At 68.1% G+C, this 21616-nt stretch carries 20 protein-coding genes; 16 read left to right on the plus strand and 4 right to left on the minus strand.

The features are described 5' to 3' along the window. The first annotated feature begins 68 nt into the window (after positions 1 to 68). The 5 genes from ribD to RQG82_RS17540 are packed head-to-tail and all read left to right on the plus strand — an operon-like array spanning position 69 to position 3882. Positions 69 to 1103 (plus strand): bifunctional diaminohydroxyphosphoribosylaminopyrimidine deaminase/5-amino-6-(5-phosphoribosylamino)uracil reductase RibD, encoded by a 1035-nt coding sequence (gene ribD, locus RQG82_RS17520; RefSeq protein WP_311260071.1) that lies wholly within the window; start codon positions 69 to 71, stop codon positions 1101 to 1103. Beyond that, positions 1103 to 1732: a riboflavin synthase gene (locus RQG82_RS17525; RefSeq protein WP_311260072.1), complete on the plus strand. Its 630-nt coding sequence runs from the start codon at positions 1103 to 1105 to the stop codon at positions 1730 to 1732. Before ribD ends, RQG82_RS17525 begins: the two co-directional genes overlap by 1 nt. Beyond that, the gene (locus RQG82_RS17530) at positions 1729 to 2997 is read left to right on the plus strand and encodes a bifunctional 3,4-dihydroxy-2-butanone-4-phosphate synthase/GTP cyclohydrolase II (RefSeq protein ID WP_042542090.1); all 1269 of its coding nucleotides are present in this window, start codon (positions 1729 to 1731) and stop codon (positions 2995 to 2997) included. Before RQG82_RS17525 ends, RQG82_RS17530 begins: the two co-directional genes overlap by 4 nt. Beyond that, the gene (ribH, locus tag RQG82_RS17535; RefSeq protein ID WP_311260073.1) at positions 2994 to 3467 is read left to right on the plus strand and encodes a 6,7-dimethyl-8-ribityllumazine synthase; all 474 of its coding nucleotides are present in this window, start codon (positions 2994 to 2996) and stop codon (positions 3465 to 3467) included. Before RQG82_RS17530 ends, ribH begins: the two co-directional genes overlap by 4 nt. A gap of 55 nt (positions 3468 to 3522) precedes the next feature. Beyond that, positions 3523 to 3882, plus strand: a complete 360-nt coding sequence (locus RQG82_RS17540; protein WP_311260074.1) for a Fe-S protein — start codon at positions 3523 to 3525, stop codon at positions 3880 to 3882. A gap of 16 nt (positions 3883 to 3898) precedes the next feature. Here RQG82_RS17540 and RQG82_RS17545 read toward each other — a convergent pair whose 3' ends face one another. The 3 genes from RQG82_RS17545 to RQG82_RS17555 form a co-directional block, all read right to left on the minus strand. Continuing rightward, a complete protein-coding gene (locus tag RQG82_RS17545; protein WP_311260075.1) occupies positions 3899 to 4984 on the minus strand; it encodes an ATP-binding protein in 1086 nt (361 codons plus the stop codon). Between the two features lie 137 nt (positions 4985 to 5121). After that, complete coding sequence (locus RQG82_RS17550) at positions 5122 to 5499, minus strand: SHOCT domain-containing protein (RefSeq protein ID WP_042542094.1); 378 nt, start codon at positions 5497 to 5499, stop codon at positions 5122 to 5124. 44 nt (positions 5500 to 5543) lie between these two features. Next, positions 5544 to 5801: a hypothetical protein gene (locus RQG82_RS17555; protein WP_311260076.1), complete on the minus strand. Its 258-nt coding sequence runs from the start codon at positions 5799 to 5801 to the stop codon at positions 5544 to 5546. A 159-nt stretch (positions 5802 to 5960) separates the two neighbouring features. On the opposite strand from RQG82_RS17555, the gene RQG82_RS17560 reads away from it, so the two are divergent. The 6 genes from RQG82_RS17560 to RQG82_RS17585 all read left to right on the plus strand — a co-directional run bounded on the left by RQG82_RS17560 (position 5961) and on the right by RQG82_RS17585 (position 14996). Beyond that, positions 5961 to 8531: a LuxR C-terminal-related transcriptional regulator gene (locus RQG82_RS17560; protein WP_311260077.1), complete on the plus strand. Its 2571-nt coding sequence runs from the start codon at positions 5961 to 5963 to the stop codon at positions 8529 to 8531. 63 nt (positions 8532 to 8594) lie between these two features. After that, positions 8595 to 9719, plus strand: coding sequence for an AI-2E family transporter (locus RQG82_RS17565; protein ID WP_311260078.1), 1125 nt, complete (start codon positions 8595 to 8597; stop codon positions 9717 to 9719). A 14-nt stretch (positions 9720 to 9733) separates the two neighbouring features. Then, the gene (locus tag RQG82_RS17570) at positions 9734 to 11176 is read left to right on the plus strand and encodes a hypothetical protein (RefSeq protein WP_311260079.1); all 1443 of its coding nucleotides are present in this window, start codon (positions 9734 to 9736) and stop codon (positions 11174 to 11176) included. Then, positions 11173 to 12597, plus strand: coding sequence for a DUF2252 domain-containing protein (locus RQG82_RS17575; protein WP_311260080.1), 1425 nt, complete (start codon positions 11173 to 11175; stop codon positions 12595 to 12597). The genes RQG82_RS17570 and RQG82_RS17575 overlap by 4 nt, the downstream gene beginning before the upstream one ends. 9 nt (positions 12598 to 12606) lie before the next feature. After that, positions 12607 to 13377: an ion channel gene (locus RQG82_RS17580; RefSeq protein ID WP_311260081.1), complete on the plus strand. Its 771-nt coding sequence runs from the start codon at positions 12607 to 12609 to the stop codon at positions 13375 to 13377. Further along, on the plus strand, positions 13374 to 14996 hold the full coding sequence (locus RQG82_RS17585; protein WP_311260082.1) for an MFS transporter: 1623 nt from the start codon (positions 13374 to 13376) through the stop codon (positions 14994 to 14996). Before RQG82_RS17580 ends, RQG82_RS17585 begins: the two co-directional genes overlap by 4 nt. A 25-nt stretch (positions 14997 to 15021) precedes the next feature. Here RQG82_RS17585 and RQG82_RS17590 read toward each other — a convergent pair whose 3' ends face one another. Further along, complete coding sequence (locus tag RQG82_RS17590) at positions 15022 to 16005, minus strand: LacI family DNA-binding transcriptional regulator (protein ID WP_396653637.1); 984 nt, start codon at positions 16003 to 16005, stop codon at positions 15022 to 15024. Between the two features lie 160 nt (positions 16006 to 16165). Between RQG82_RS17590 and RQG82_RS17595 the strand changes: the two genes are divergently transcribed. From RQG82_RS17595 to RQG82_RS17615, 5 genes are all read left to right on the plus strand, one after another. After that, positions 16166 to 17083, plus strand: a complete 918-nt coding sequence (locus RQG82_RS17595; protein WP_311260084.1) for a sugar ABC transporter permease — start codon at positions 16166 to 16168, stop codon at positions 17081 to 17083. A 46-nt stretch (positions 17084 to 17129) separates the two neighbouring features. Continuing rightward, the gene (locus tag RQG82_RS17600; protein ID WP_311260123.1) at positions 17130 to 17975 is read left to right on the plus strand and encodes a carbohydrate ABC transporter permease; all 846 of its coding nucleotides are present in this window, start codon (positions 17130 to 17132) and stop codon (positions 17973 to 17975) included. A 69-nt stretch (positions 17976 to 18044) separates the two neighbouring features. After that, complete coding sequence (locus tag RQG82_RS17605) at positions 18045 to 19403, plus strand: sugar ABC transporter substrate-binding protein (protein WP_311260085.1); 1359 nt, start codon at positions 18045 to 18047, stop codon at positions 19401 to 19403. Between the two features lie 64 nt (positions 19404 to 19467). After that, the gene (locus tag RQG82_RS17610; RefSeq protein WP_311260086.1) at positions 19468 to 21210 is read left to right on the plus strand and encodes a beta-galactosidase; all 1743 of its coding nucleotides are present in this window, start codon (positions 19468 to 19470) and stop codon (positions 21208 to 21210) included. Between the two features lie 36 nt (positions 21211 to 21246). Next, on the plus strand, positions 21247 to 21612 hold the full coding sequence (locus RQG82_RS17615) for an HNH endonuclease (RefSeq protein WP_311260087.1): 366 nt from the start codon (positions 21247 to 21249) through the stop codon (positions 21610 to 21612). The last annotated feature ends 4 nt before the right edge of the window (positions 21613 to 21616 follow it).

Genomic DNA, 21616 nt, shown 5'->3' on the forward strand with positions numbered 1-21616 from the left:
CGCCGCGCGCGCGTTCTGCCGACGTCTCCTCCCGAGGAGAATCCCCGGAGCCTCAGAGAGGACCACGGATGGCAGTGAACGAGGCGGAACGGCGGGCGATGACCCGTGCGCTCGAGCTCGCGACGCTCGGCCCTCGAGGCGTGAATCCTCAGGTCGGCGCCGTCATCCTCTCCCCCGAGGGCCAGATCATCGCCGAAGGCTGGCACCATGGTGCCGGCACGCCGCACGCCGAGGTCGATGCGCTCTCGAAGCTCGCACCCGGCGCGGCCGACGGTGCGACCGCCGTCGTCACCCTCGAACCGTGCAACCACACCGGGCGCACCGGCCCGTGCGCCGTCGCGCTCATCGAAGCGGGCGTCTCGCGCGTCGTCTACGCCCTCGACGACCCCGGCGAGGTCTCGGGCGGCGGCGGCGATCGCCTGCGCTCGGCGGGGGTGAGCGTCGATTCGGGCGAACAGGCCGATGTCGCGCACGAGATCATCGACGGCTGGCTCACCGCTCAGCGTCTGGGGCGCCCGCACGTCACCGTGAAATGGGCCCAGTCCCTCGACGGCCGCGCGGCGGCATCCGATGGCAGCAGCCAGTGGATCACCGGGCCGGAGGCCAGGGCCGATGTCCATCGACGTCGAGCCGCTGCGGACGCGATCGTCGTCGGAACGGGCACCGTGCTCTCTGACGACCCCTCGCTGACGGCCCGCGACGGCGATGCGCTCCACGACCGGCAGCCGATCCCCGTCGTGATCGGCTCGCGCCCGACCCCCGACGACGCGGCGATCCGCCGCCACCCGAAGACGCCGCTCTTCTACGACATCCACGACCTGAGCGCCGTGCTCGCCGACCTGCATTCGCGCGGCATCCAGAGCGTGTTCGTCGAAGGGGGCCCGACCCTGGCGAGCGCCTTCATCGCAGCAGGGCTCGCCGACCGCGTGCTCGCCTACATCGCGCCCGTGCTGCTCGGAGGCGACCGACTGGCACTCACCGACATCGGCGTCGGCACCATCGACGCCGCCCGGCGCCTGACGATCGAGGAGTGGCTGCCCCTCGGCGCCGACCTGCTCGCAGTCGCGCAGCCGTTGCTCACCACCGAAGAAGGAGCCGCCTGATGTTCACCGGAATCATCGAGGAGATCGGCGAGATCACCGCGATCGCGCCCGCCGGAGACGGATGGCGTCTGACGGTGCGAGCCCCCAAGGCGGTGTCCGACGCCGTGCACGGCGAGTCCATCGCGGTCTCGGGCGTCTGCCTCACGGTCGTCGACTCGACGACCGACACCTTCGACGCCGATGTGATGAAGCAGACCCTCGATGTCGCCGCCCTCGGCGGAGCATCCGTCGGCACCCGCGTGAACATCGAGAAGGCGATGCCGGTCGGCGCCCGCCTCGGCGGCCACATCGTGCAGGGGCACGTCGATGGAGTGGGCAGCGTGCTCGAGGTGCGCCCCGGCGAACAGTGGAGCGTGCTGCGCATCTCTCTGCCAGACGACCTCGCGCCCCTCGTCGTCGACAAGGGCTCCATCTCCGTCGACGGCACGTCGCTCACGGTGAGTGCGGTCAGCCCCGTCGATGTCGATGCCCAGTGGTTCGAGATCTCGCTGATTCCCGAGACCCTCGCCGCCACCACCCTCGGCTCGCGCGCGGTCGGCGACCGTGTGAACCTCGAGACCGACATCCTCGCCCGCCACGTCGAGCGTCTGCTGGCGTTCAGGGCAGCACCGGAAGGAGGCTCGCGATGAGCCTTTCCACCATTCCCGAGGCCCTCGAGGCCCTGCGCGCCGGGCGACCGGTGCTCGTCGCAGACGATGAGAACCGCGAGAACGAGGGCGATGTGATCCTCTCGGCCGAGCTCGCCACGCCCGAATGGGTCGCCTGGACGGTTCGCTGGTCATCCGGCTTCATCTGCGCGCCGATGCCCGCCGACCTCGCCGACAACCTCAACCTGCAGCCGATGGTCGCGGCATCCGAGGACGCACGCTCGACCGCCTACACGGTGAGCGTCGACGCGGCAGAGGGCGTGACCACCGGCATCAGCGCGCACGACCGCGCCCACACGCTGAACGTCCTGGCGAACCCCGAGTCGACCGCGACGAGCATCATCCGCCCCGGACATGTGCTTCCTCTCCGCGCGGTCGACGGCGGCGTGCGCGAGCGCAGCGGTCACACCGAGGCCGCTGTCGACCTGATGAAGCTCGCGGGTCTGCGCCCGGTCGGCGCGATCGCCGAGGTCGTCGCCGAGGACGGCAGCATGATGCGGCTTCCCGGGCTCATCGAGCTGGGTGCGCGCGACGGCGTGCCGGTCATCACGATCGAGCAGCTCATCGCGCATCTCAACGAGACCGACCCCACCGGCTGGTCTCCCGAACGAGCCAGCAGGCGCGTGAGCCTGCGCGCGGATGCGACCGTGCCCACCACGCACGGCACGTTCCGCTTCCTGGCGTACAAAGACAGGGTGACCGGCACCGATCACATCGCCGTCGTGTCGGGCGAGCTGAGCGAGACCGCTCTCGTGCGGGTGCACTCGGAGTGCCTGACGGGCGAGGCGTTCGGGTCGCTCAAGTGCGAGTGCGGCCCCCAGCTCGACGCCGCTCTCGACGCGATCGAGCAGGACGGCGGCGTCGTCATCTACATGCGGGGCCATGAGGGCCGGGGCATCGGGCTGATCAACAAGCTCCGCGCGTACAGCCTGCAGGAGGAGGGCCTCGACACGGTCGACGCGAACCTCGCGCTGGGGCTCCCGGCCGACGCCCGCGACTACGCGGCTGCGGCGGGAATCCTCGCCGACCTCGGTGTGTCGAAGGTGCGCCTGCTGACGAACAACACCGACAAGGTGAATCAGCTGCGCGGCCTTGGGCTCGATGTCGTCGAGCAGGTGCCGCTGATCGTCGGCGTCGGACCCAACAACCACCAGTACCTCGAGACCAAGCGTGACCGGATGGGTCACATCATCGGAGAGGCGGAGCTCGCAGAGGCTCTTGCCGACGGACGGAAGGACGACGCATGAGCGGCGCAGGAGCACCCAAGACCGAGAAGATCGACGGACGCGGGCTGAAGGTCGTCATCGTCGCCGGCACGTGGCATGACGTGATCACCGACGGCCTGATCGCCGGTGCGCAGCGCGTCCTCGACGAGGCCGACGCCGCATACCGGCTCGTGCGCGTGCCGGGTTCGTTCGAGCTCGCTCTCGCCGCGCAGGCCGCGTTCGCGGGCGGGGCGGACGCCGTCGTCGCGCTCGGCGTGATCATCCGCGGCGGAACCCCGCACTTCGAGTACGTCTCGGCCGCGACGACCGACGGACTGACCCGCGTCTCACTCGATGCGGGCAAGCCGGTGGGCTTCGGCGTTCTCACGCTCGACGACGAGAAGCAGGGCCTCGACCGCGCTGGTCTCGAGGGCTCGAAGGAGGACAAGGGCGCGGAGGCGGCGGATGCCGCACTGCGCACTGCCGTCCTCGTGCGCGAGCTGCGCGGCTGAGAGGTCAGCCTGCCCTTGCTGGCGCGCGAACCCCACGTGCTTCTAGCGTGAGGGCATGGAGACTCTGCGCCACGTCGTTCTGTTCGTCCACCTGATCGGCTTCGCCGTGCTCTTCGGCGCTTGGGCGGTGCAGGCTTTCGGCGGCAAGCGCGAGTTCACCCGTCTGATGAGCATCGGCATGACGATCGCGGCGATCGCGGGCCTCGCACTCGCCGCACCGTGGGGACTCCCCGAGGGCGTCGAGATGAACTACGCCAAGATCGGCACGAAGCTCGTCGTGCTCCTGGTGATCGGTGCGCTCCTCGGCATCGGCACCTCGACGCAGCGCAAGTCCGGGTCCGTCCCTGTCGCGATGTTCTGGCTCGTCGGCATCCTGACAGCGCTCAACGCCGGCATCGCGGCCATCTGGCGCTGATCCGCCGACCACTCGCTCACGAGCGCAGCGGCACTCGCACGTCTGCTCCGGCCTCTTCGGTCAGCCGCTCCCCCATCTGCGCGAACGTCGGCTGCGCGATGAACCCCCCGGCGAAAAGCGCCTGTCCCTGAGCGAATCCCTGGGCACGGCGGATGTCGTCTTCTCCGACGAAGCCGAACACATCGGCCAACTCGGCGATGTCGCGCGGGGCGTTGACGCGCATGAGTCCGAGGTTGTCGCACTGCGAGAGCACGTTGGGGTGGATCTTGGTCGGGCGCTGCGTCGACAGGAAGAGCCAGAGACCGAACTTTCGTCCCTCCGCCGCGATCTGCACGAGCCTCTCGGTGAGAGCTTTCTCGACGGCGGTGCGCGGCTCGGGTGAGCAGAGGTTGTGGGCCTCGTCGATCACGATGAGAAGAGGACGGCGGCTCTCGCGCTGCATCCACAGTGCCTCGAGCACCGCGAGTGCCGCGACCTTCGGCTCCGCAGGGTGGTCGAATCCCCCGAGGTCGAGGACGGTGGCCCTCGGCCGTTCAGCGATCACATCGACGACGGATCCGGCTCCTCTCGACCAGAGGTCCCACTCGAGCACCTGCAGGTTCTCCATGCGATTCGCGAGCCGGATATGCGCCGGGTCTCCTGTCGCGCGGAACTGTCTCAGCATGTCGTCGGCGTCGAACTCCGTGGTGCTGACGGGCCAGTGGAGCAGGACGTTGTACTCCTCGGCATCGGCGATCGGGTCGATCTGCAGAACCGCGGCCTTGGCGGCCGGAGATAGATCGATGTATCGGGCGTGCAGCTTGTCGCCCTCTCCGTGACCCGATCGGAACACGCGGATGTCGGTCTGCGCGATGGCGGCCGCATGCTCGGTCGAAGCGCCTGCTCTCGTCTCCGCCAGCCTCACGAAGTCGGCATTCGGATCGAGGATGAGCATCGGCAGTTCGGTGTGCAGCAGGAGCTGCTCGAGCACGACGCCGAGCGCGTATGTCTTGCCGCTGCCGCTCTGGCCGCACCAGAACGTATGTCGGTTGAAGCGGCGTGCGTCCAGCTGCACGAACGTTTCCGCATCATCCGTCATCGTGCCTATGGTCAGTTCGGTCATGCCCGGCCTCCAGTCCCTCTTCGGCCTCCAGCTTGCCTCGGACTCCGAGCAGGATCATCACACTTCTCGGGTGACGCGGCTCGCCCGTCCAGGTGGTCGACGGACGTCCTCCGCCCGTCGGCCGCTCCCTGGATCGGCTAGGACGCGAGCGCCTTCGCCTTGAGCGTCTCGAACTCGGCCTGGGTGATCACGCCCGAGTCGAGCAGACCCCGCGCCTTCGTGATGTCGTCCGCCGGCGAAGAGCCTGCGGTCTCCCGGATGTAGGCGGTCTGGGCCGCTTGCAGTTCGGCGATCTGCTCGCCGCGCCGCTGCGCCATCCCCTGCCCGCGGGCGATGAGATACACGAGTGATGTCAGGAACGGGAGGAAGACGAGGAAGATGATCCACACCGCCTTCAGCCACCCGTTGAGAGAGCTGTCTCGGAAGATGTCGCCGATGATCGTGAAGACGACCATGAGGTACGAGATGAAGACGAAGGCCCAGAAGAACCAGGCCACGAGATCCCAGATGGACATGCGCGATCCCTTTCGATCGGAGGTGGTGAGTACCAGGTCCGAAGCTAGCCAGGCGCGGATGCGCCCGCGTCACCCTGCCCGGGTGACCCGGCGTCAGGTGCAGGGACGGGATTCACCGAGATGACCTCGATGTGGAGGTCATCGAACGCCCCGAGAAGGCCCAGCAGACGCGGCTGATCATCGACAGGTCCGAGGATGCTCGTCAGTCCACCAGGCCGCGCCTGCACCGTGAACCCGTCCAGCGCCTGCGCGAGCTGCGAGCTCATCCGTCCGCGGACGAGCACTTCGAAGACCTGGGTCATGACGGCAGCCTCCCTGGGATGCACGGGCAACGAGGACGCGCGAGCGCGACGGTCCCATGATGGACGCGCAGATCGCGGGCGTCCTCATCCTCTGCGGATGATCTGAAGTCGCTGTGGATGGTGCGACCGCGCCCTGCCATACTGACAGCGGAATCGCCGATGACAGCCATACCTCCCCCGCCGGCTCACGCCGTCGAGCGACCACGATTGCGTAGCCGACTCGACGCGGCGCTGAACGCGCCCCTCAGCGTGGTCGTCGCCCCGGCCGGTTCCGGCAAGACCGTGCTGGTGTCGCAGTGGGCGGCATCGCACCCCGACGTGCGTGTCATCTGGATCGGGCTGGAGCCGGCGGACAGCGATCCACGACGCCTCCTCGACCATCTGCTGAGCGCTGTGCTGCCCCCGGGCCGCGAGACGAGGGACCTCGGACGGCCGCACGCAGTCAACGCGCGAGCCTTCGGGCGCCCGGTCCTCGAGTCTCTCGTCAACGTCTTCCGCGAGCATCCCCCCGTCGTGCTCGTGCTCGACGACCTGCACCACCTCGCCGGATCCCCGCTGCTGCCCGACCTCTGGTGGCTCGCCGACAACGTCCCCGAGCACACCCACCTCATCTTCTCGTCACGTATCGACTACGGCCTCGGCTGGGGTCGCCATCGGCTGAGCCACTCGTTGATCGAGCTGCGACAGAGCGACCTCGCGCTCGACGAGGCCGCGAGTGCGACCCTGCTCGAACGGATCATCGGCGCTCCCGTCAGTCCGCGCACTCTCACAGCAGTGATGGAGCGCACCGAGGGATGGGCCGCCGGAGTCGTGCTGACCGGTCTCGGTCTGCGCAGCGAAGCCGACCCGGAGCACTTCGCGAGTGAGCTTCGCGGCACCGATCGCCTCATCTCCGAGTATCTGAGCGAACAGGCCCTGGCCCAGCAGCCTCCCGAGCGCCGATCGCTGCTGCTGCGCCTGTCAGCCCTCGACCGGATGTCCGCAGAACTCGTCGAGTCGATCCTCTCCGTCGATGACGCGACGTCGCTGTTCGAGGAGCTCGAGAGAGAGTCGATGTTCCTCGTCGCCCTCGATCGGAATCGGGAGTGGTTCCGCTTCCACCCGATGTTCCGAGAGCTCCTGCGCTACCGGTTGAAGGCCGAGCGCCCCCGAGCGGCGACCGAGATCCGCACTGCCGCGGCCGACTGGCATCTCGCGAGGGGCGATGCGCCCTGTGCCATCGACTACCTCCTCGAAGCCGGATCGTGGGAGCGCGCGGCGACCGTCATCTCCGGACGCGGCCGCGAGGTGCTCGAACGCAACGACACCGTGTCGGTCAGCCGGTGGCTCGATGCGTTGCCGGCAGAGTTCCGTGCGACCCGACCTGACGTCGAGATCCTGCGCGGCATGCTGCTGATGATGAACGGAGACGCGGCCAGAGCCGAGGACGTGCTGCGCGAACAGGCCGATCGGCCAACTCTCACGCCGGGCCGTTCGGCGATCATCCACACCTTCCTCGCGGCGCGGGCGCAGTTCCGGTCTGATCCCCACATCGCACTGCAGGCTGCGGAGTCGGCTGCAGCGCTGCTCAGCGAGCATCCGGATCTGCACCCACCCGAGCTGCTGGGCCTCACCCACCCGCACCTGCTGCGCACGAGTTCGCTGACCTCGGCGGGCCGAGCGCTCTTCCTCTCGGGTGATCTGATCGCTGCGCGACGACGATTCGACGAGGCGCTCGCCGAGCCAGGGGCCCAGTACAGCCTGTATCGCATCCATCTTCTCGGCTCGCTCGCGCTGCTGGAGGCGTGGGCCGGACGGCTGCGCCGTGCCGCGGCGTTCTCCGCGGAGGCCCTGGACCTCGCCGCCGAGACCCGTCTGCTCGCACATCCGTCGCCGGCGGACGCCTTCCTCGCCGCGGCACTCGCATCGGTCGAGCGAGCCACGCCGTCCTCCGCCGCGGCGCCCTTGCACGAGGGCGCACTCCGCGCCGCCGCGAACCACCGCACTCAGCTCATGTGGATCGCGCACCTCGAGAGGGTTCTCAGCGAGGGAGACGCCGTGGACCCGGTCGAGGCTCTGCCGTCGACCCCGCCTCCGATCGTCGCGGTGGCGCTCGAGGCCGAGGAGGCTCGCGCACTCCGCCTCGCGCACGCATCGAACGGCGGGTTGCGTCATCCGACGGCAGGACGCTGGTCTCCTGTGACCTTCGAGGCGACTGCCACAGCACTGACGCGCAACCGCCCCGGCCTCGCGCGCGCCCACCTCGATGCGGTCACCCCGGAGCCCCCCGAATCGATGCCGCGCGCCAGTGTGGAACAGCTCATCCTCCGCTCGTGGCTCGATGCCCGCGAGCGCGGCACGGGCGCGGGCGCGGAAGCGATGCACAGGGCCCTCGATCTGGCGTCACAGCATGATCTGATCGCCGTCTTCGTGCGCGCCGGCCCCGAGGTCATGCGTCTGATCGCCGACCTCCCCGGCACCTCGACGCCGTTCCGCGCCACCGTGCTGGAAAGGGCGAGCCTGCTCCGCCGCACCCGCGCGACCTCGCCCGAACTGGCCGAGCAACTGACCGACCGTGAACTCGAGATACTCGCGTACCTGCCCACCAGGATGACCAACCTCGAGCTAGCCGCCCGCTGCTATGTGTCGCCCAACACGATCAAAACCCACATGGCTCACATCTATCGGAAGCTCGCGGTGCCCAATCGCAACACCGCCGTCGCGCGCGCTCAGGACCTCGGGCTGCTCTGACGCCGCGGTATATCGCCCTGAAAGGGTGACGCGGCCGTGCGCCCTGCGCCCGAGAGTGGCACCGTGAGCGATGCGAGCGTGCCTGAGGAGTCACCCCCTCAGCTTCGGCGCGCCTCGCGTGGGTCGCAACCACGCAGCATCCAGATCACCGTCACCCGCCCTCTGCTGTTCGGCTTCGCTCTGGTCCTCGGCGGGCTCGGCGCTTTCGTCCTCGGCGTCGCCGCGAGTTCGGTCGCCACGATCCTCGTCTACATCGCGATCGCCCTCTTCGTCGCGCTCGGCCTCGACCCGGTGATCCGCTGGCTGGAGGCACACCGGGTGTCACGAACCCGCGGACTGCTGATCGTCTCCGGCGGCTTCCTCGTCTTCCTCGTCGTCGTGATCGGGTTCATCCTCCCGCCCGCCCTGGTGCAGGTGGGCGAGTTCGCACGCTCCATCCCCGCGGCCATCGCGGACTTCCGCACCTCGGAGGCGTACACAGCCTTCGAGGCGCAGGTCGGAGACGTCGTCGGAACCGCACTCGATCAGCTCGCGGCGTTCTTCGCGGATCCCGGCAACCTGCTCGCTGTCGGAGGCGGAGTGCTCGCCGTGGGCTTCGGCGTCGGCAACGCGATCTCCGGGGTCATCATCGTCGTCGTCCTCACCCTGTACTTCCTCGCGTCGCTGTCGTCGATCAAGTCCGCGTTCTACTCGCTCGCACCCGCGCGCGATCGAGCCAGACTCCGATCGCTCACGGAGCAGATCACGGACTCGATCGGCGGATATCTCATCGGGATGGTGGTGCTCGCCGCCTGCAATGCGGTGTTCGCGACCCTCCTGCATCTGATCCTGGGGCTCCCGGCCCCTGCCTTCATGGGGCTGGCCGCCTTCCTGATCACACTGATACCGCTCATCGGTCCGGTCACATACTGGATCTTCGCCTCGGTCGTCGCGCTGTTCAGCGACCCCCTGCTCGCACTGATCTTCTCGGTGCTGTATCTGATCTACATGCAGTTCGAGGCATATCTGCTGACTCCGCGCATCATGAACAAGGCGATCGCGGTGCCAGGGTCGCTCGTCATCATCGGGGCGCTCATCGGCGGGGCCCTGCTCGGTCTGCTCGGCGCCCTGGTGTCGATCCCGATCACGGCCGCGATCCTGTTGATCATCAAACAGGTCCATATCCCGCGTCAGAACGCGAGAGTCTGAGGACGGAGAATCCCATGGCACGATCCACGGTCCAGGAGCTGCAGCGGCGCCTGGCTGCCCTCGAAGCCGAGAACAGCGTGCTCCGGGGCGGCAACCCTGCGGCAGTCCCCGCCCCTATGCCCGATCCGGTTGCCTCGCGCCGTCGATCCCGCGGGTGGGGGCGCACCCTCTCGGCTACCGTCCTCATCGTGCTGGGAACGCTCATCGCACCCGTCGCCCTGGTGGCCGCCTGGGGCAACGTGCAGCTCACCGACACCGACCGTTTCGTCGCGAGCTACTCCGTGCTCGCGAGCGATCCTGCCGTGCAGTCCGCCGTCACCGATCAGGTGGTCGAGGCGATCGAGGGGCAGGTCGACATCCCCACCCTCACCACGGATGTGATCGACGGCGTCATCGAGCTCGGCACGGGCCCCGCGGCGACTCGTGCGCTGGAGCTGCTCAAGGGCCCCGCCGCGCAGGGACTGCAATCACTCGTGGGCACCGTGGTCGAGCGCTTCGTCGAGTCCGAGGCGTTCGCGAACGTCTGGGCATCGGCGCTCCGCATCAGCCACTCGCAGGTGGTGTCCGCGTTGCAGAACGATCCGGATGCGGCCATCGCACTCGGGTCCGACGGCACGATCGGGATTCAGCTGGCGCCGATCATCGACGCCGCGAAAGACGTGCTCGTCGACCAGGGCGTGGGATTCGCGGCGTCGATCCCGACGGTCGATCGCACAATCACCGTCGCGCAGGTCGACTCCCTCGCCTCCGTCCAGCTCGCCTACGAGCTGGTGGTGGCGGCTGGACTGTGGTTGCCCTGGGTGGCGATCCTGTTCCTCGCCGCCGGGGTGGTCGTCGCGCGACGACGCTCGGTCGCACTGGTCACCGCCGCGCTCTCCCTCGGCCTCGTGATGCTGATCGTGCTCGCGGGCCTCGCCATCGGCAGGGTGTTCTTCGACGCGGCTCTGCGCAGCAACGGCATTCCCGCGGATGCCGGGGGCGCGATCTACGAACTCGTCGGCGGCGCCATGCGCGATACCGCCGTGGCTGTGCTCGTGCTCGCGCTCGTCACTGCTGTGGTCGCGTGGTTCGCCGGTCCCTTCGACGTTCCTCGACGACTTCGCGCCATCGTGCACGGTGGCGCAGCCTCGCTGCGCGACACTCTGGAACGGCGCGGCCTGAGCACCGGACGCGTCGGCGCGTGGCTGTACTCGCGACGCGCTCTCCTGAGAGCCGCGATCATCGTGGCGGGTGCGGCGGTCGTGCTGCTCGTACGGCCGCTCAGCCCCGCACTCGTGCTGTGGACTCTGGCTCTGTCGCTGCTCGCCGTTCTGATCCTGGAGGTGGTCGAACGTCCACCGTCCGACGATGCCGATGTCATCGACGTCGTGTCGGCCGAGAGCGATGCGCTCGACGACATCGCGGACGAGAAGGCGGCCCTCGCCTCTGTCGATCCCCTCGGACCTGCCAGCTCATGACTCTCCCGCCGGAGGTCGCGAAGCCGTTCGCCGAACGACGTGACGAAGGACGCGCCGCCCGCTCGCGGATGCCCCGGGCGCAGCTCGGCGCGTGGTCGTCTGCCCCGGAACGGCCGGACCCCATCGCTCTGCTCGAGGAGCAGGGACGATCACGGGTGCAAGAGCTCACACCGCTGCGGTACACGCGGATGGCGGTGTCGCCGCTCGCCTTCTACCGGGGGGCGGCCCTGCTCATGGCGTCGGACCTCGCGGAGTCCCCCCACACCGGCATCATCGCGCAGCTCTGTGGAGACGCGCACCTGTCGAACTTCGGGCTGTTCAGCACCCCGGAGCGGCACATGATCTTCGACATCAACGACTTCGATGAGACGCTCCCAGGGCCGTTCGACTGGGATGTGAAACGGCTCGCGGCGAGCTTCGCGGTGGCCGGCAGGCAGCGTGGTTTCAACGCTGAGGAGGAACGTGCCTGCGTCGTGGCAGTAGCGCACGGCTATCGGACGGCGATGAGGAGGGCGGCGAAGTCGACTGTGCTCGACGCGTGGTACGACCGACTCGACGCAGAACGTGCGCGGTCGTCGATCCGCCAGGCCCAACTCGACCAGCGGGTGGGAGACGAGGAGGTGCGCCGGCTGGACGCGACGATCGAGAAGGCGCGGAAGCGCGATCATCGGAAGGCCTTCAAGAAGCTGGTGCGCGTCGTCGACGGTCACCTGCGCATCGTCGCGGCGCCGCCGTTGATCGTCCCCGTCGAGGATCTCATCCGCGAAGCGGGGCGTGCGGCAGACGAGGCGGATGTGATGCACCAGGTGCTGGGCGCGTATCGGACGACGCTCGTCGGCGAACGGCATCCGATCGCCGAGTATCGGTACCGACACATGGCGCGAAAGGTCGTCGGCGTCGGAAGCGTGGGGACGCGCGCCTGGGTGGTCCTGCTCAGCGGACGCGACGACGACGATCCGCTGCTTCTCCAGGCGAAGGAGGCTCAGGCATCCGTGCTCGAACGCTTCCTCGGGCCGAGCGAGTTCGACGATCACGCAGAGCGCGTCGTGCGCGGGCAGCGGCTGATGCAGGCATCCAGCGACATCTTCCTCGGATGGCAATCCGTCGTCGGCCTCGACGGGCAGCACCGAGACTTCTACATCCGGCAGCTGCAGGACGGGAAGGGAGGAATCGACCCGGAGACGATGACCGTGCGGGGTGCGGTCCTGTACGCGCGGATCTGCGGCGAGACGCTGGCGCGAGCCCACTCCCGATCCGGAGATCGGGTGCAGATCGCGGGGTATCTGGGGCGAAGCGACACGTTCGAGGAGGCGATCGCGGACTTCGCGGTGGCTTACGCCGATCAGAACGACAGCGACTTCCGCGCCCTGAAAGCCGCCCTTGCGTCAGGGCGACTGCCGAGCGAACACGGACCCGCGTGAGGCGCCTCCATGGGATCCCGAGGCACGATGCGTGAGCCCGCGACTCTCGGGGCTCACGTCGCGAGACCGGTGTCCGGATGGCCGTCGGGGTACTGGCTCGTGCTCGCGCTTCTCGTGCTCACCTACGCGCTGTGCGCCGCTCAGGGCACCACTGACCCGAGCCCATCGGCGTTCGTGGTGCAGCTGGTCACCGTCGCCGTCGTGCTTCGCGTGACGGATGCGCATCCTCGGGTGCAGCGCATCGCCTGGATCGTGCTCACGGTCGCGGGCATCGCCGCGGTCGTGGTCGCGGTATTCGACCTGCAGGGACACGCACTCGACATCTCCCTGTCCGCCGCATCGATGGTCGCGTTCCTCATCGCACCGGTCGCGATCATCAGGCACCAGGTCACGCGTCGGGGCCTGGATGCCGAGGCTCTGCTCGCCGCGATCTCGGCGTACGTCCTGGTGGGCATGTTCTTCGCTCTCGTCTACAACCTCGTCGCGCTTCTGACCATCACGCCGACCTTCGGTGCGGAGGTCGTCGATTCCCTCTCGAGCCAGCTGTTCTTCTCGTACACGACGCTCACGACCACGGGCTACGGCAACATCGTGCCGGTGAGCCCCGCCGTGCAGGGGATCGCCGTCGCCGAGGCGATCACCGGACAGCTGTTCCTGATCACGGCCGTGGCGCGGATCATGCGCGGCAACCGCCGTCCCGCGTACGAGGCAGAGGCGGCATCAGCATCCGCACCCGCATCCGCACCCACATCCACATCCGCACCCGAGGAGACCTCTTGAAGAAGTGGAACGTGGTCATAGTCCTCGGCGCCGCGCAGTTCGTGATGGTGCTCGACGGAACCGTCATGAACGTATCGATCTCGACGGTCGTGAGCGATCTCGACACGTCCGTGACGGCGATGCAGGCGGCGATCACGTTCTACACCCTGACGATGGCGGCGTTCATGCTCCTCGGCGCCAAGCTCGGCGATGTGTGGGGACGACGCCGCGCCTTCGTGATCGGCTCGTGCGTCTACGCCGCAGGCTCCCTCATCACCGCGCTGAGTCCGTCCGTGGGGTTCCTCTTCCTCGGCTGGTCGATCATCGAGGGGCTGGGCGCGGTGCTGGTGATCCCCGCGATCGCCGCACTCGTCGCCGACAACTACCGAGGTGCTGAGCGCGTCACCGCCTTCGCCGTCATCGGCGCCGTGTCGGGTGCGGCGGTCGCGGCCGGTCCGTTGATCGGCGGGGCGGTGACCACCTACTCCAGCTGGCGGTTCGTCTTCGTCGCCGAGGTGGTGATCATGCTGGGGGTCGTCGTGTGCGCTCGCATCATCACCGATTCCACCCCACGACAGAGCATCCGCATCGACATCGGCAGCGTGCTGCTCTCGTCGGCCGGTCTCGTCCTGATCGTCTTCGGCATGCTGCAGAGCAAGACGTGGGGGTGGGTGGTCCCCCTGTACACGCCGGAGATCGCGGGCGTCCCCATCGCGCCCCTCGGAGTCTCTCTGACGACCTGGTGCATCGCGCTCGGAGCCGCCCTGATCGCGCTCTTCATCGGCTGGCAACGACGGCTGATACGACACGGCCGCTCTCCTCTCATGCAGCCGGATCTGTTCTCCATCACGACTCTGCGCAGCGGGCTATCGGTGCTCGGCGCCCAGTACGCCGTGACGGCAGGGCTGTTCTTCATGGTTCCGGTCTACCTGCAGATGACGCTCGGATACGACGCGCTCGAGACGGGCCTCAAGATCTTCCCGCTCTCGGTCTCGTTGATCCTCTTCTCGATCGTCGGCACCGCGCTGTCGCGCAGGTGGTCGCCTCGCCGCATCGTGAGAGTCGGGCAGTCGACCCTCGTGCTCAGCGCCGTGCTGCTGCTCGGTTCGGTGACCGAAGACCTCCGCGGCGGCCTGTTCGCGTCCGGCATGTTCCTCGCCGGCGGCGCCCTCGGGCTCCTGGCCTCACAGCTCGGCAACGTCAACATGTCGAGCGTGAGCGAGAAGGACACGAGCGAGGCAGGCGGACTGCAGGGCGTCTTCCAGAATCTCGGCTCATCGCTCGGAACGGCGCTGATCGGGTCGCTGCTGATCGGCGCGCTGTCGACCTCGTTCGCGTCGGGAGTCGCTGTGAGCGACCTTCCGAGCGAGGTGCGCGAGACCGTGAGCGCCGCGACAGACCGCGGGGTCACAGTGGTGCCCGCAGCGGACGTCGCCGGGATCGGCGAAGCGGCCGGTCTCAGTGAAGAGGACTCGAGCGAACTCGCCGAGGTCTATCGCGAATCGCAGCTCTCGTCGCTGCGCGTGTCGTTCGTGGGACTGATCCTGATCAGCCTGCTGTCGATCCTGTTCTCGCGGGGCATCCCGGCAGAGGTGTCGATTCGTCGAAAAGACGACGCCGACCTGGCCGAGAAGCCCTGACCGCGCGATCGCCCGTCTGGCGGGCTCAGCTCCGAGGGGATGCCGTGCTCGCGCGGACGACGAGCTCCGTGCCGACGAGCGGGGTCTGGATGCGCTCTCCCCCGTCGAGCTCGGCGAGCAGCGCGTCGACCGCGAGGGCGCCGACCTTCTCAGGATGCTGCTGCACGGTGGTCAGCGGCGGCCACAGCTGCGCGGCATCCGGCAGTCCGTCGAAGCCGACCACGCTGACGTCTCCCGGAATATCGCGGCCGGCTTCACGGAAGGCGCGCACGACGCCGATCGCCATCTGGTCGTTCGCGGCGAAGACAGCGGTGACGGCCTCGTCGTCACGCAGCCGGAGCCCCGCGCGGTAGCCGGACTCGGCGGACCAGTCGCCCTGCAGCGGCTCGGGCGCGACGACCCCGCGGGATTCGAGGGTCTGCCGCCAGGACTCGCGACGGCGTTCGGCCGAGTACGACTTCGCCGGACCCGTGACATGCCAGACCGTCTTGTGACCGAGGTCGAGAAGATGCTCGGTCGCGAGCCGCGCGCCCTGCGCCTGGTCGGTGTCGACGAAGGGATGAGTCGCTCCCCGGTTGGAGTCGACCAGCACGACGGGAAGCCCGTCGGGGATCTCGACCTCGGCCTCATCGAGCTGGTGCGCCTCGATCACGATGATGATGCCGTCGACCGCGTGCTCCTCGAGGCGGCGGAAGGCGCCTGCCACGGTGTCACGAGCGCTGGACTCCACGGGGATCAGCGTCAACGCATACCCCATCTGCGAGGCGCGCACCGCGATCGCGTCGAGCGTGCGCTGATTGCCGTAGGAGCTGAAGGAGAACATGATCACGCCGATCGCCCGGAATCGACCTGAGCGCAGTGCGCGGGCGGCGCTGTTCGGCCGATAGCCGAGCCGCTGCATGGCGTCTTCGACGCGCTCCCTGGTGGCGGCGCCGACGTAGCCGCGCGCGTTCACGACCCGCGAGACGGTCTGCCCGGAGACTCCGGCCTCTCGGGCCACGTCCTCCATGGAGGGGTCTCGCCGCCGCTGCGGCGGCTCTGCCGACTGTTCCGAGGTCACGAGCACTCATCCATTCATGTGTTGACGTTGACACACTAGCAGCGCATCGAATATGTTGACGTTGACACACGGCGCCGTGAGCGCCCGATCTCTAAGAAGGTTCTCGTCAATGACGACTCAAGATTCCGCAGCCCTGGCGGACCACGGCATCCGCCGGCGTGAAAAGCGCGACTGGAAGGGATGGGCCTTCGTCGGCCCGTTCATGGTCGTGTTCGCCCTGGTTTTCCTCACACCTCTCGCCTATGCGTTGTACCTCAGCTTCTTCCAGGAGAAGCTGATCGGCGGCACCGCGTTCGTCGGGTTCGACAATTACGTACGCGCCCTCACCGACCCGCAGTTCTGGGAGGCCTTCGGCCGCGTCGTGCTGTTCCTCGTCGTGCAGGTGCCGATCATGCTGGTCCTGGCCCTCGCCGCAGCGCTGGCGCTCGACAGCGCTCGGCTGCGCGGAGCATCGTTCTTCCGCATCCTGATCTTCCTGCCTTATGCGGTGCCCGCCGTCGTGGCGGTGCTCATGTGGGGCTACATCTACGGCGACCAGTTCGGCCTGACGTCCAACTTCAACGACCTGCTCGGCAGCGACCTCATCACCCCGTTCGCCCGGGAGTGGATCCTGGTCTCGATCGGCAACATCGTGACGTGGCAGTTCGTCGGCTACAACATGCTGATCTTCTACTCCTCGCTGAAGACGATCCCGACCGACATGTACGAGGCGGCATCGCTCGACGGAGCCGGCGCGTGGCGCACGATCTTCTCGATCAAGATCCCGTCGGTGCGCGGCGCCCTCGTGATCGCGACGATCTTCTCGATCATCGGCAGCTTCCAACTCTTCAACGAGCCCAACATCCTGCGACCTCTGGCACCGAACGTGATCACGACGTACTTCACACCCAACATGTACGCGTACAACCTCTCGTTCGCCGGACAGCAGTTCAACTACGCCGCGACGATCGCCATCATCATGGGCGTCATCACCGCAGTGATCGCCTACGTCGTGCAACTGCGCGGCTCGAAGTCGGAGGTGCGCTGACATGGCACTCCCCCTCGCCCGCCCCTCGCAGAAGCGCCACGATCTGATGAATCCGCGCAAGTCGAAGATCCTGCTCATCGTGATGGTGATGTACGCGCTGTACACACTGGTGCCGCTCGTCTGGCTGCTGTTCAGCTCGACCAAGACCCAGTCGGGTCTGTTCAGCTCGTTCGGTCTGTGGTTCTCCGACGACTTCGCGTTCTTCGACAACCTGGTCGCGACCTTCTCGTACCAGGACGGCATCTTCCTGCGGTGGCTCGGCAACACGCTGCTGTACGTGGTCGTCGGAGCCGGTGGCGCGACCCTGCTGGCGACCATGGCCGGCTACGGACTCGCGAAGTACCGCTTCCCCGGCCGCCGCGCGGTGTTCGCCGTCGTGCTCGGCGCGGTCGCCGTGCCCGGCACCGCACTCGCCGTGCCTACGTTCCTGCTCTTCAGCGAGCTGGGGCTCACCAACACCCCGTGGGCCGTCATCATCCCCTCGCTGATCAGCCCGTTCGGCCTCTACCTGATCTGGGTCTTCGCCTCGGATTCGGTGCCGACCGAGCTGCTCGAGGCGGCGCGCATCGACGGCGCCGGCGAGTTCCGCACCTTCTTCACGATCTCTATGCGACTGCTCGCACCCGGAATCGTGACTGTCACTCTCTTCACCGTGGTCGCGACCTGGAACAACTACTTCCTGCCGCTGATCATGCTGTCCGACCCCGACTGGTACCCGCTCACCGTCGGTCTCAACCAGTGGAGCAACCAGGCGATCGGCGCCGGATCCCAGCCGATCTACAACCTCGTGATCATGGGCTCGCTCCTCACGATCATCCCGATCGTCATCGCCTTCCTGCTGCTGCAGAGGTTCTGGCAGTCGGGTCTCACCGCCGGAAGCGTCAAGGAGTAGCTCCCGGCATCCCTCCGCACCGCACACGTCGGTCCGACGAAGGACCGCACCCCCCGAAAGGACACAGCAATGAAGCACCTTCCCTCACCCGCCGCACGGCGCACCCTCGCGGTGCTCGCGGCCGGAACCGTCGCAGCGCTGGCGCTGGCCGGCTGCAGCACCGGTGGCACCGGCTCAGGCGGCAGCGCTGCCGGCGACGGCTCGTTCGACTCCGTGGAGGCCGCACTCGAGAAGGGCGGCGAGATCACGTACTGGTCGTGGACCCCCTCTGCCGAAGCTCAGGTCGAGGCCTTCGAGAAGGAGTACCCGAACGTCAAGGTGAACGTGGTCAACGCGGGCACCAACAACGAGGAGTACACCAAGCTGCAGAACGCCATCAAGGCGGGCTCGGGCGCCCCCGACGTCGTGCAGATCGAGTACTACGCCTTCCCCCAGTTCGCACTCACCGACGCGTTCGTCGACCTCTCGCAGTACGGCTTCGCCGACTTCGAGGACGACTACACCGCCTCGACGTGGAACTCCGTCACCGACGGCGACGCGATCTACGGCCTGCCGCAGGACTCCGGCCCCATGGCCCTGTTCTACAACAAAGCCGTGTTCGACGCCGCGGGCGTCGCCGTGCCCACCACGTGGGACGAGTACTACGAGGCGGCCAAGGCGATCCACGCCGCGAACCCGAACGCCTACATCACGAACGACACCGGCGACGCCGGCTTCGCGACCTCGATGATCTGGCAGGCCGGCGGCAAGCCGTTCGAGACGTCCGGCACGGATGTCACGATCGACCTGCAGGACGACGGTTCGAAGAAGTGGACCGAGAACTGGAACCGCCTCGTCGAGGAGGATCTGCTCGCCCCCTACGGCAGCTGGAGCGACGAGTGGTTCCGCGCCCTCGGCGACGGCAGCCTCGCCACCCTCGTGATCGGCGCCTGGATGCCCGGCAACCTGATCACCGGCGCTCCCGACGGAGCCGGCGACTGGCGCGTCGCGCCGATGCCGACCTACGACGGCTCCCCGGCGACGGCGGAGAACGGCGGCGGCGGCCAGGCCGTGACGACGCAGAGCAAGAACCCGGAGCTCGCTGCCGGATTCCTGTGGTGGCTGAACAACTCGGAGGACAGCATCTCGACGTTCCTCGAGTCCGGCGGCTTCCCGTCGACCACCGCCGAGCTCTCGAGCGAGGAGTTCCTCGCCGACGCACCCGAGTACTTCGGCGGCCAGAAGATCAACGAGGTCCTCGCCGCTGCGGCCGACGACGTCGTCGAAGGCTGGAGCTACCTGCCCTACCAGGTCTACGGAAACAGCATCTTCGGCGACACCGTGGGCCAGTCGTACCAGAACGGCACCGACCTGAACGAGGGCCTCGTGACCTGGCAGGACGCGCTGGTCGAGTACGGCAACTCGCAGGGCTTCGCCGTCAACAAGTAATCGCACGTCCGGGCCGGACGGGGACTCGATCTCCGTCCGGCCCTCCCATCGAAAGCACCGCATCGTGACCTCCTTCTCCATCGGCGAGACCGACTTCCTCCGCGCCGGACTCCCCCACCAGGTGATCGCCGGCGCCATCCACTACTTCCGGGTGCACCCCGACCAGTGGCAGGACCGCATCCGCAAGGCCCGTCTGATGGGGCTCAACACGATCGAGACGTACGTGGCCTGGAACGCTCACGAACCCCGCCGGGGCGAGTGGGATGCCACGGGGTGGAACGACCTCGGACGCTTCCTCGACCTGATCCAGGCCGAGGGCATGGACGCGATCGTCCGCCCTGGCCCGTACATCTGCGCCGAATGGCACAACGGCGGTCTGCCGAACTGGCTCACCGCGGACGGGCGCGAGCTGCGCTCCTCCGAGCCCACCTACCTGGCCGATGTGAGCGAGTACCTCCGTCGTGTCTACGAGATCGTCGCTCCGCGGCAGATCGACCGCGGTGGCTCGGTCGTGCTCGTGCAGATCGAGAACGAATACGGCGCGTACGGCTCCGACAAGGCCTACCTCCAGGCGCTCGTCGCGCTCACGCGTGAGGCCGGCATCACGGTGCCGCTCACGACGGTCGACCAGCCCACGGATCGGATGCTCGCAGACGGCAGCCTTCCCGAGCTGCACAAGACCGGTTCGTTCGGCTCGCGCAGCGCCGAGCGCCTCGCGACCCTGCGCAGCCACCAGCCCACGGGTCCGCTGATGTGCTCGGAGTTCTGGGACGGATGGTTCGACTGGTGGGGCGGCGTGCATCACACGACCGACGTCGCAGCGGCCGCCGCCGACCTGGATGAGCTGCTCGCCGCCGGCGCCTCGGTCAACATCTACATGTTCCACGGCGGCACGAACTTCGGCCTCACGAACGGCGCCAACCACAAGGGCCGCTACCTGCCCATCGTCACGTCGTACGACTACGACGCGCCTCTCGACGAGGCAGGGAACCCGACCGACAAGTTCTTCGCGTTCCGCGACGTGATCGCGAAGTACGCGCCCGTGCCCGGGGAGTTCCCGGCCGCCGCCGAACCCGCGCCCGTCTTCTCCGTGCCGCTCGTCTCAGCCGGGCCTTGGACGGATGCCGAGGCGAGCGCGCCCGTCGCGGCAGCACCCGTCACGTTCGACGCGCTGGAGCATCTGAGCGCTCTCGTCCGTTACGACGTCTCCCTGCCCGAGGGTCAGGGCGGTCAGCTGGTGCTCGACGAGGTGCGCGACCTCGCCTGGGTCAGCGTCGAGGGGCAGGCCGTCGGCACGCTCTCCCGCACGCGGCACGACCGCGTGCTGGCGATTCCGGAAGGCCGGATGCTCAGCATCCTCGTCGAAGAGCAGGGTCGGGTGAACTACGATCACCGGCTCGGCGAGCAGAAGGGGCTCATCGGCACACCTTCGCTCGACGGCCTGCCGCTGACCGGGTGGCACTCGACACCGCTCGACGTCGCGGCCCTGGCTGCGGAGATCGGGTCCCGCGCCGCGGAATCGTCGGTCGCGTCGGCGACCGGTCCGTCGGCGTGGGTGGCGGAGTTCGACCTCGACGCCCCCGCAGACCTGTTCCTCGACACCGTCGCGTGGGGCAAGGGCTACGCGTTCGTCAACGGCTTCTTCCTCGGTCGATACTGGCGAAACGGCCCGCAACGCACCCTTTTCGTGCCCGCACCCGCCACGAACACGGGAGCGAACCGACTCGTCGTCCTCGAACTCGAGCACCTGCTCGACGCGACCGCCGATTTCGTCCCTTCGCTCGACCTCGGCGACACCGAGGAATAGCGCTCCGCGGGCCACTCGACCCGGTACCGTGTGTCTGTGCCGCGTCGAAGGTTCTCCACTCCCTCACCCGCCGCTCGTGCGCGCTATGCCAAGCGCCGCCAGGGCCGCGTGGCGCGGGCGGACAACGACCTCACCACCGAGCAGTGGGCTTCGCTGCGAGAGGCTTGGGGAGGATGCGCATATTGCGGAGCAGGCGACATCGCCCTGCAACGCGATTGCGTGATGCCGATCTCGCGAGGCGGGCGGTACACGGTCGAGAACGTGGTTCCTGCATGCGGGTCGTGCAACGCGAGCAAGCGCAACGACGAGGTCACGTCGTGGATGCGACGCAAGCGACTCGACGAACGGGCGTTCCTCACCCGATACGACGCCATCCTCCGCGACCTGCGCCAGACCGAGTGAACGG

This window comes from Microbacterium sp. WCS2018Hpa-9 (assembly GCF_031843745.1).
GTDB lineage: Bacteria > Actinomycetota > Actinomycetes > Actinomycetales > Microbacteriaceae > Microbacterium.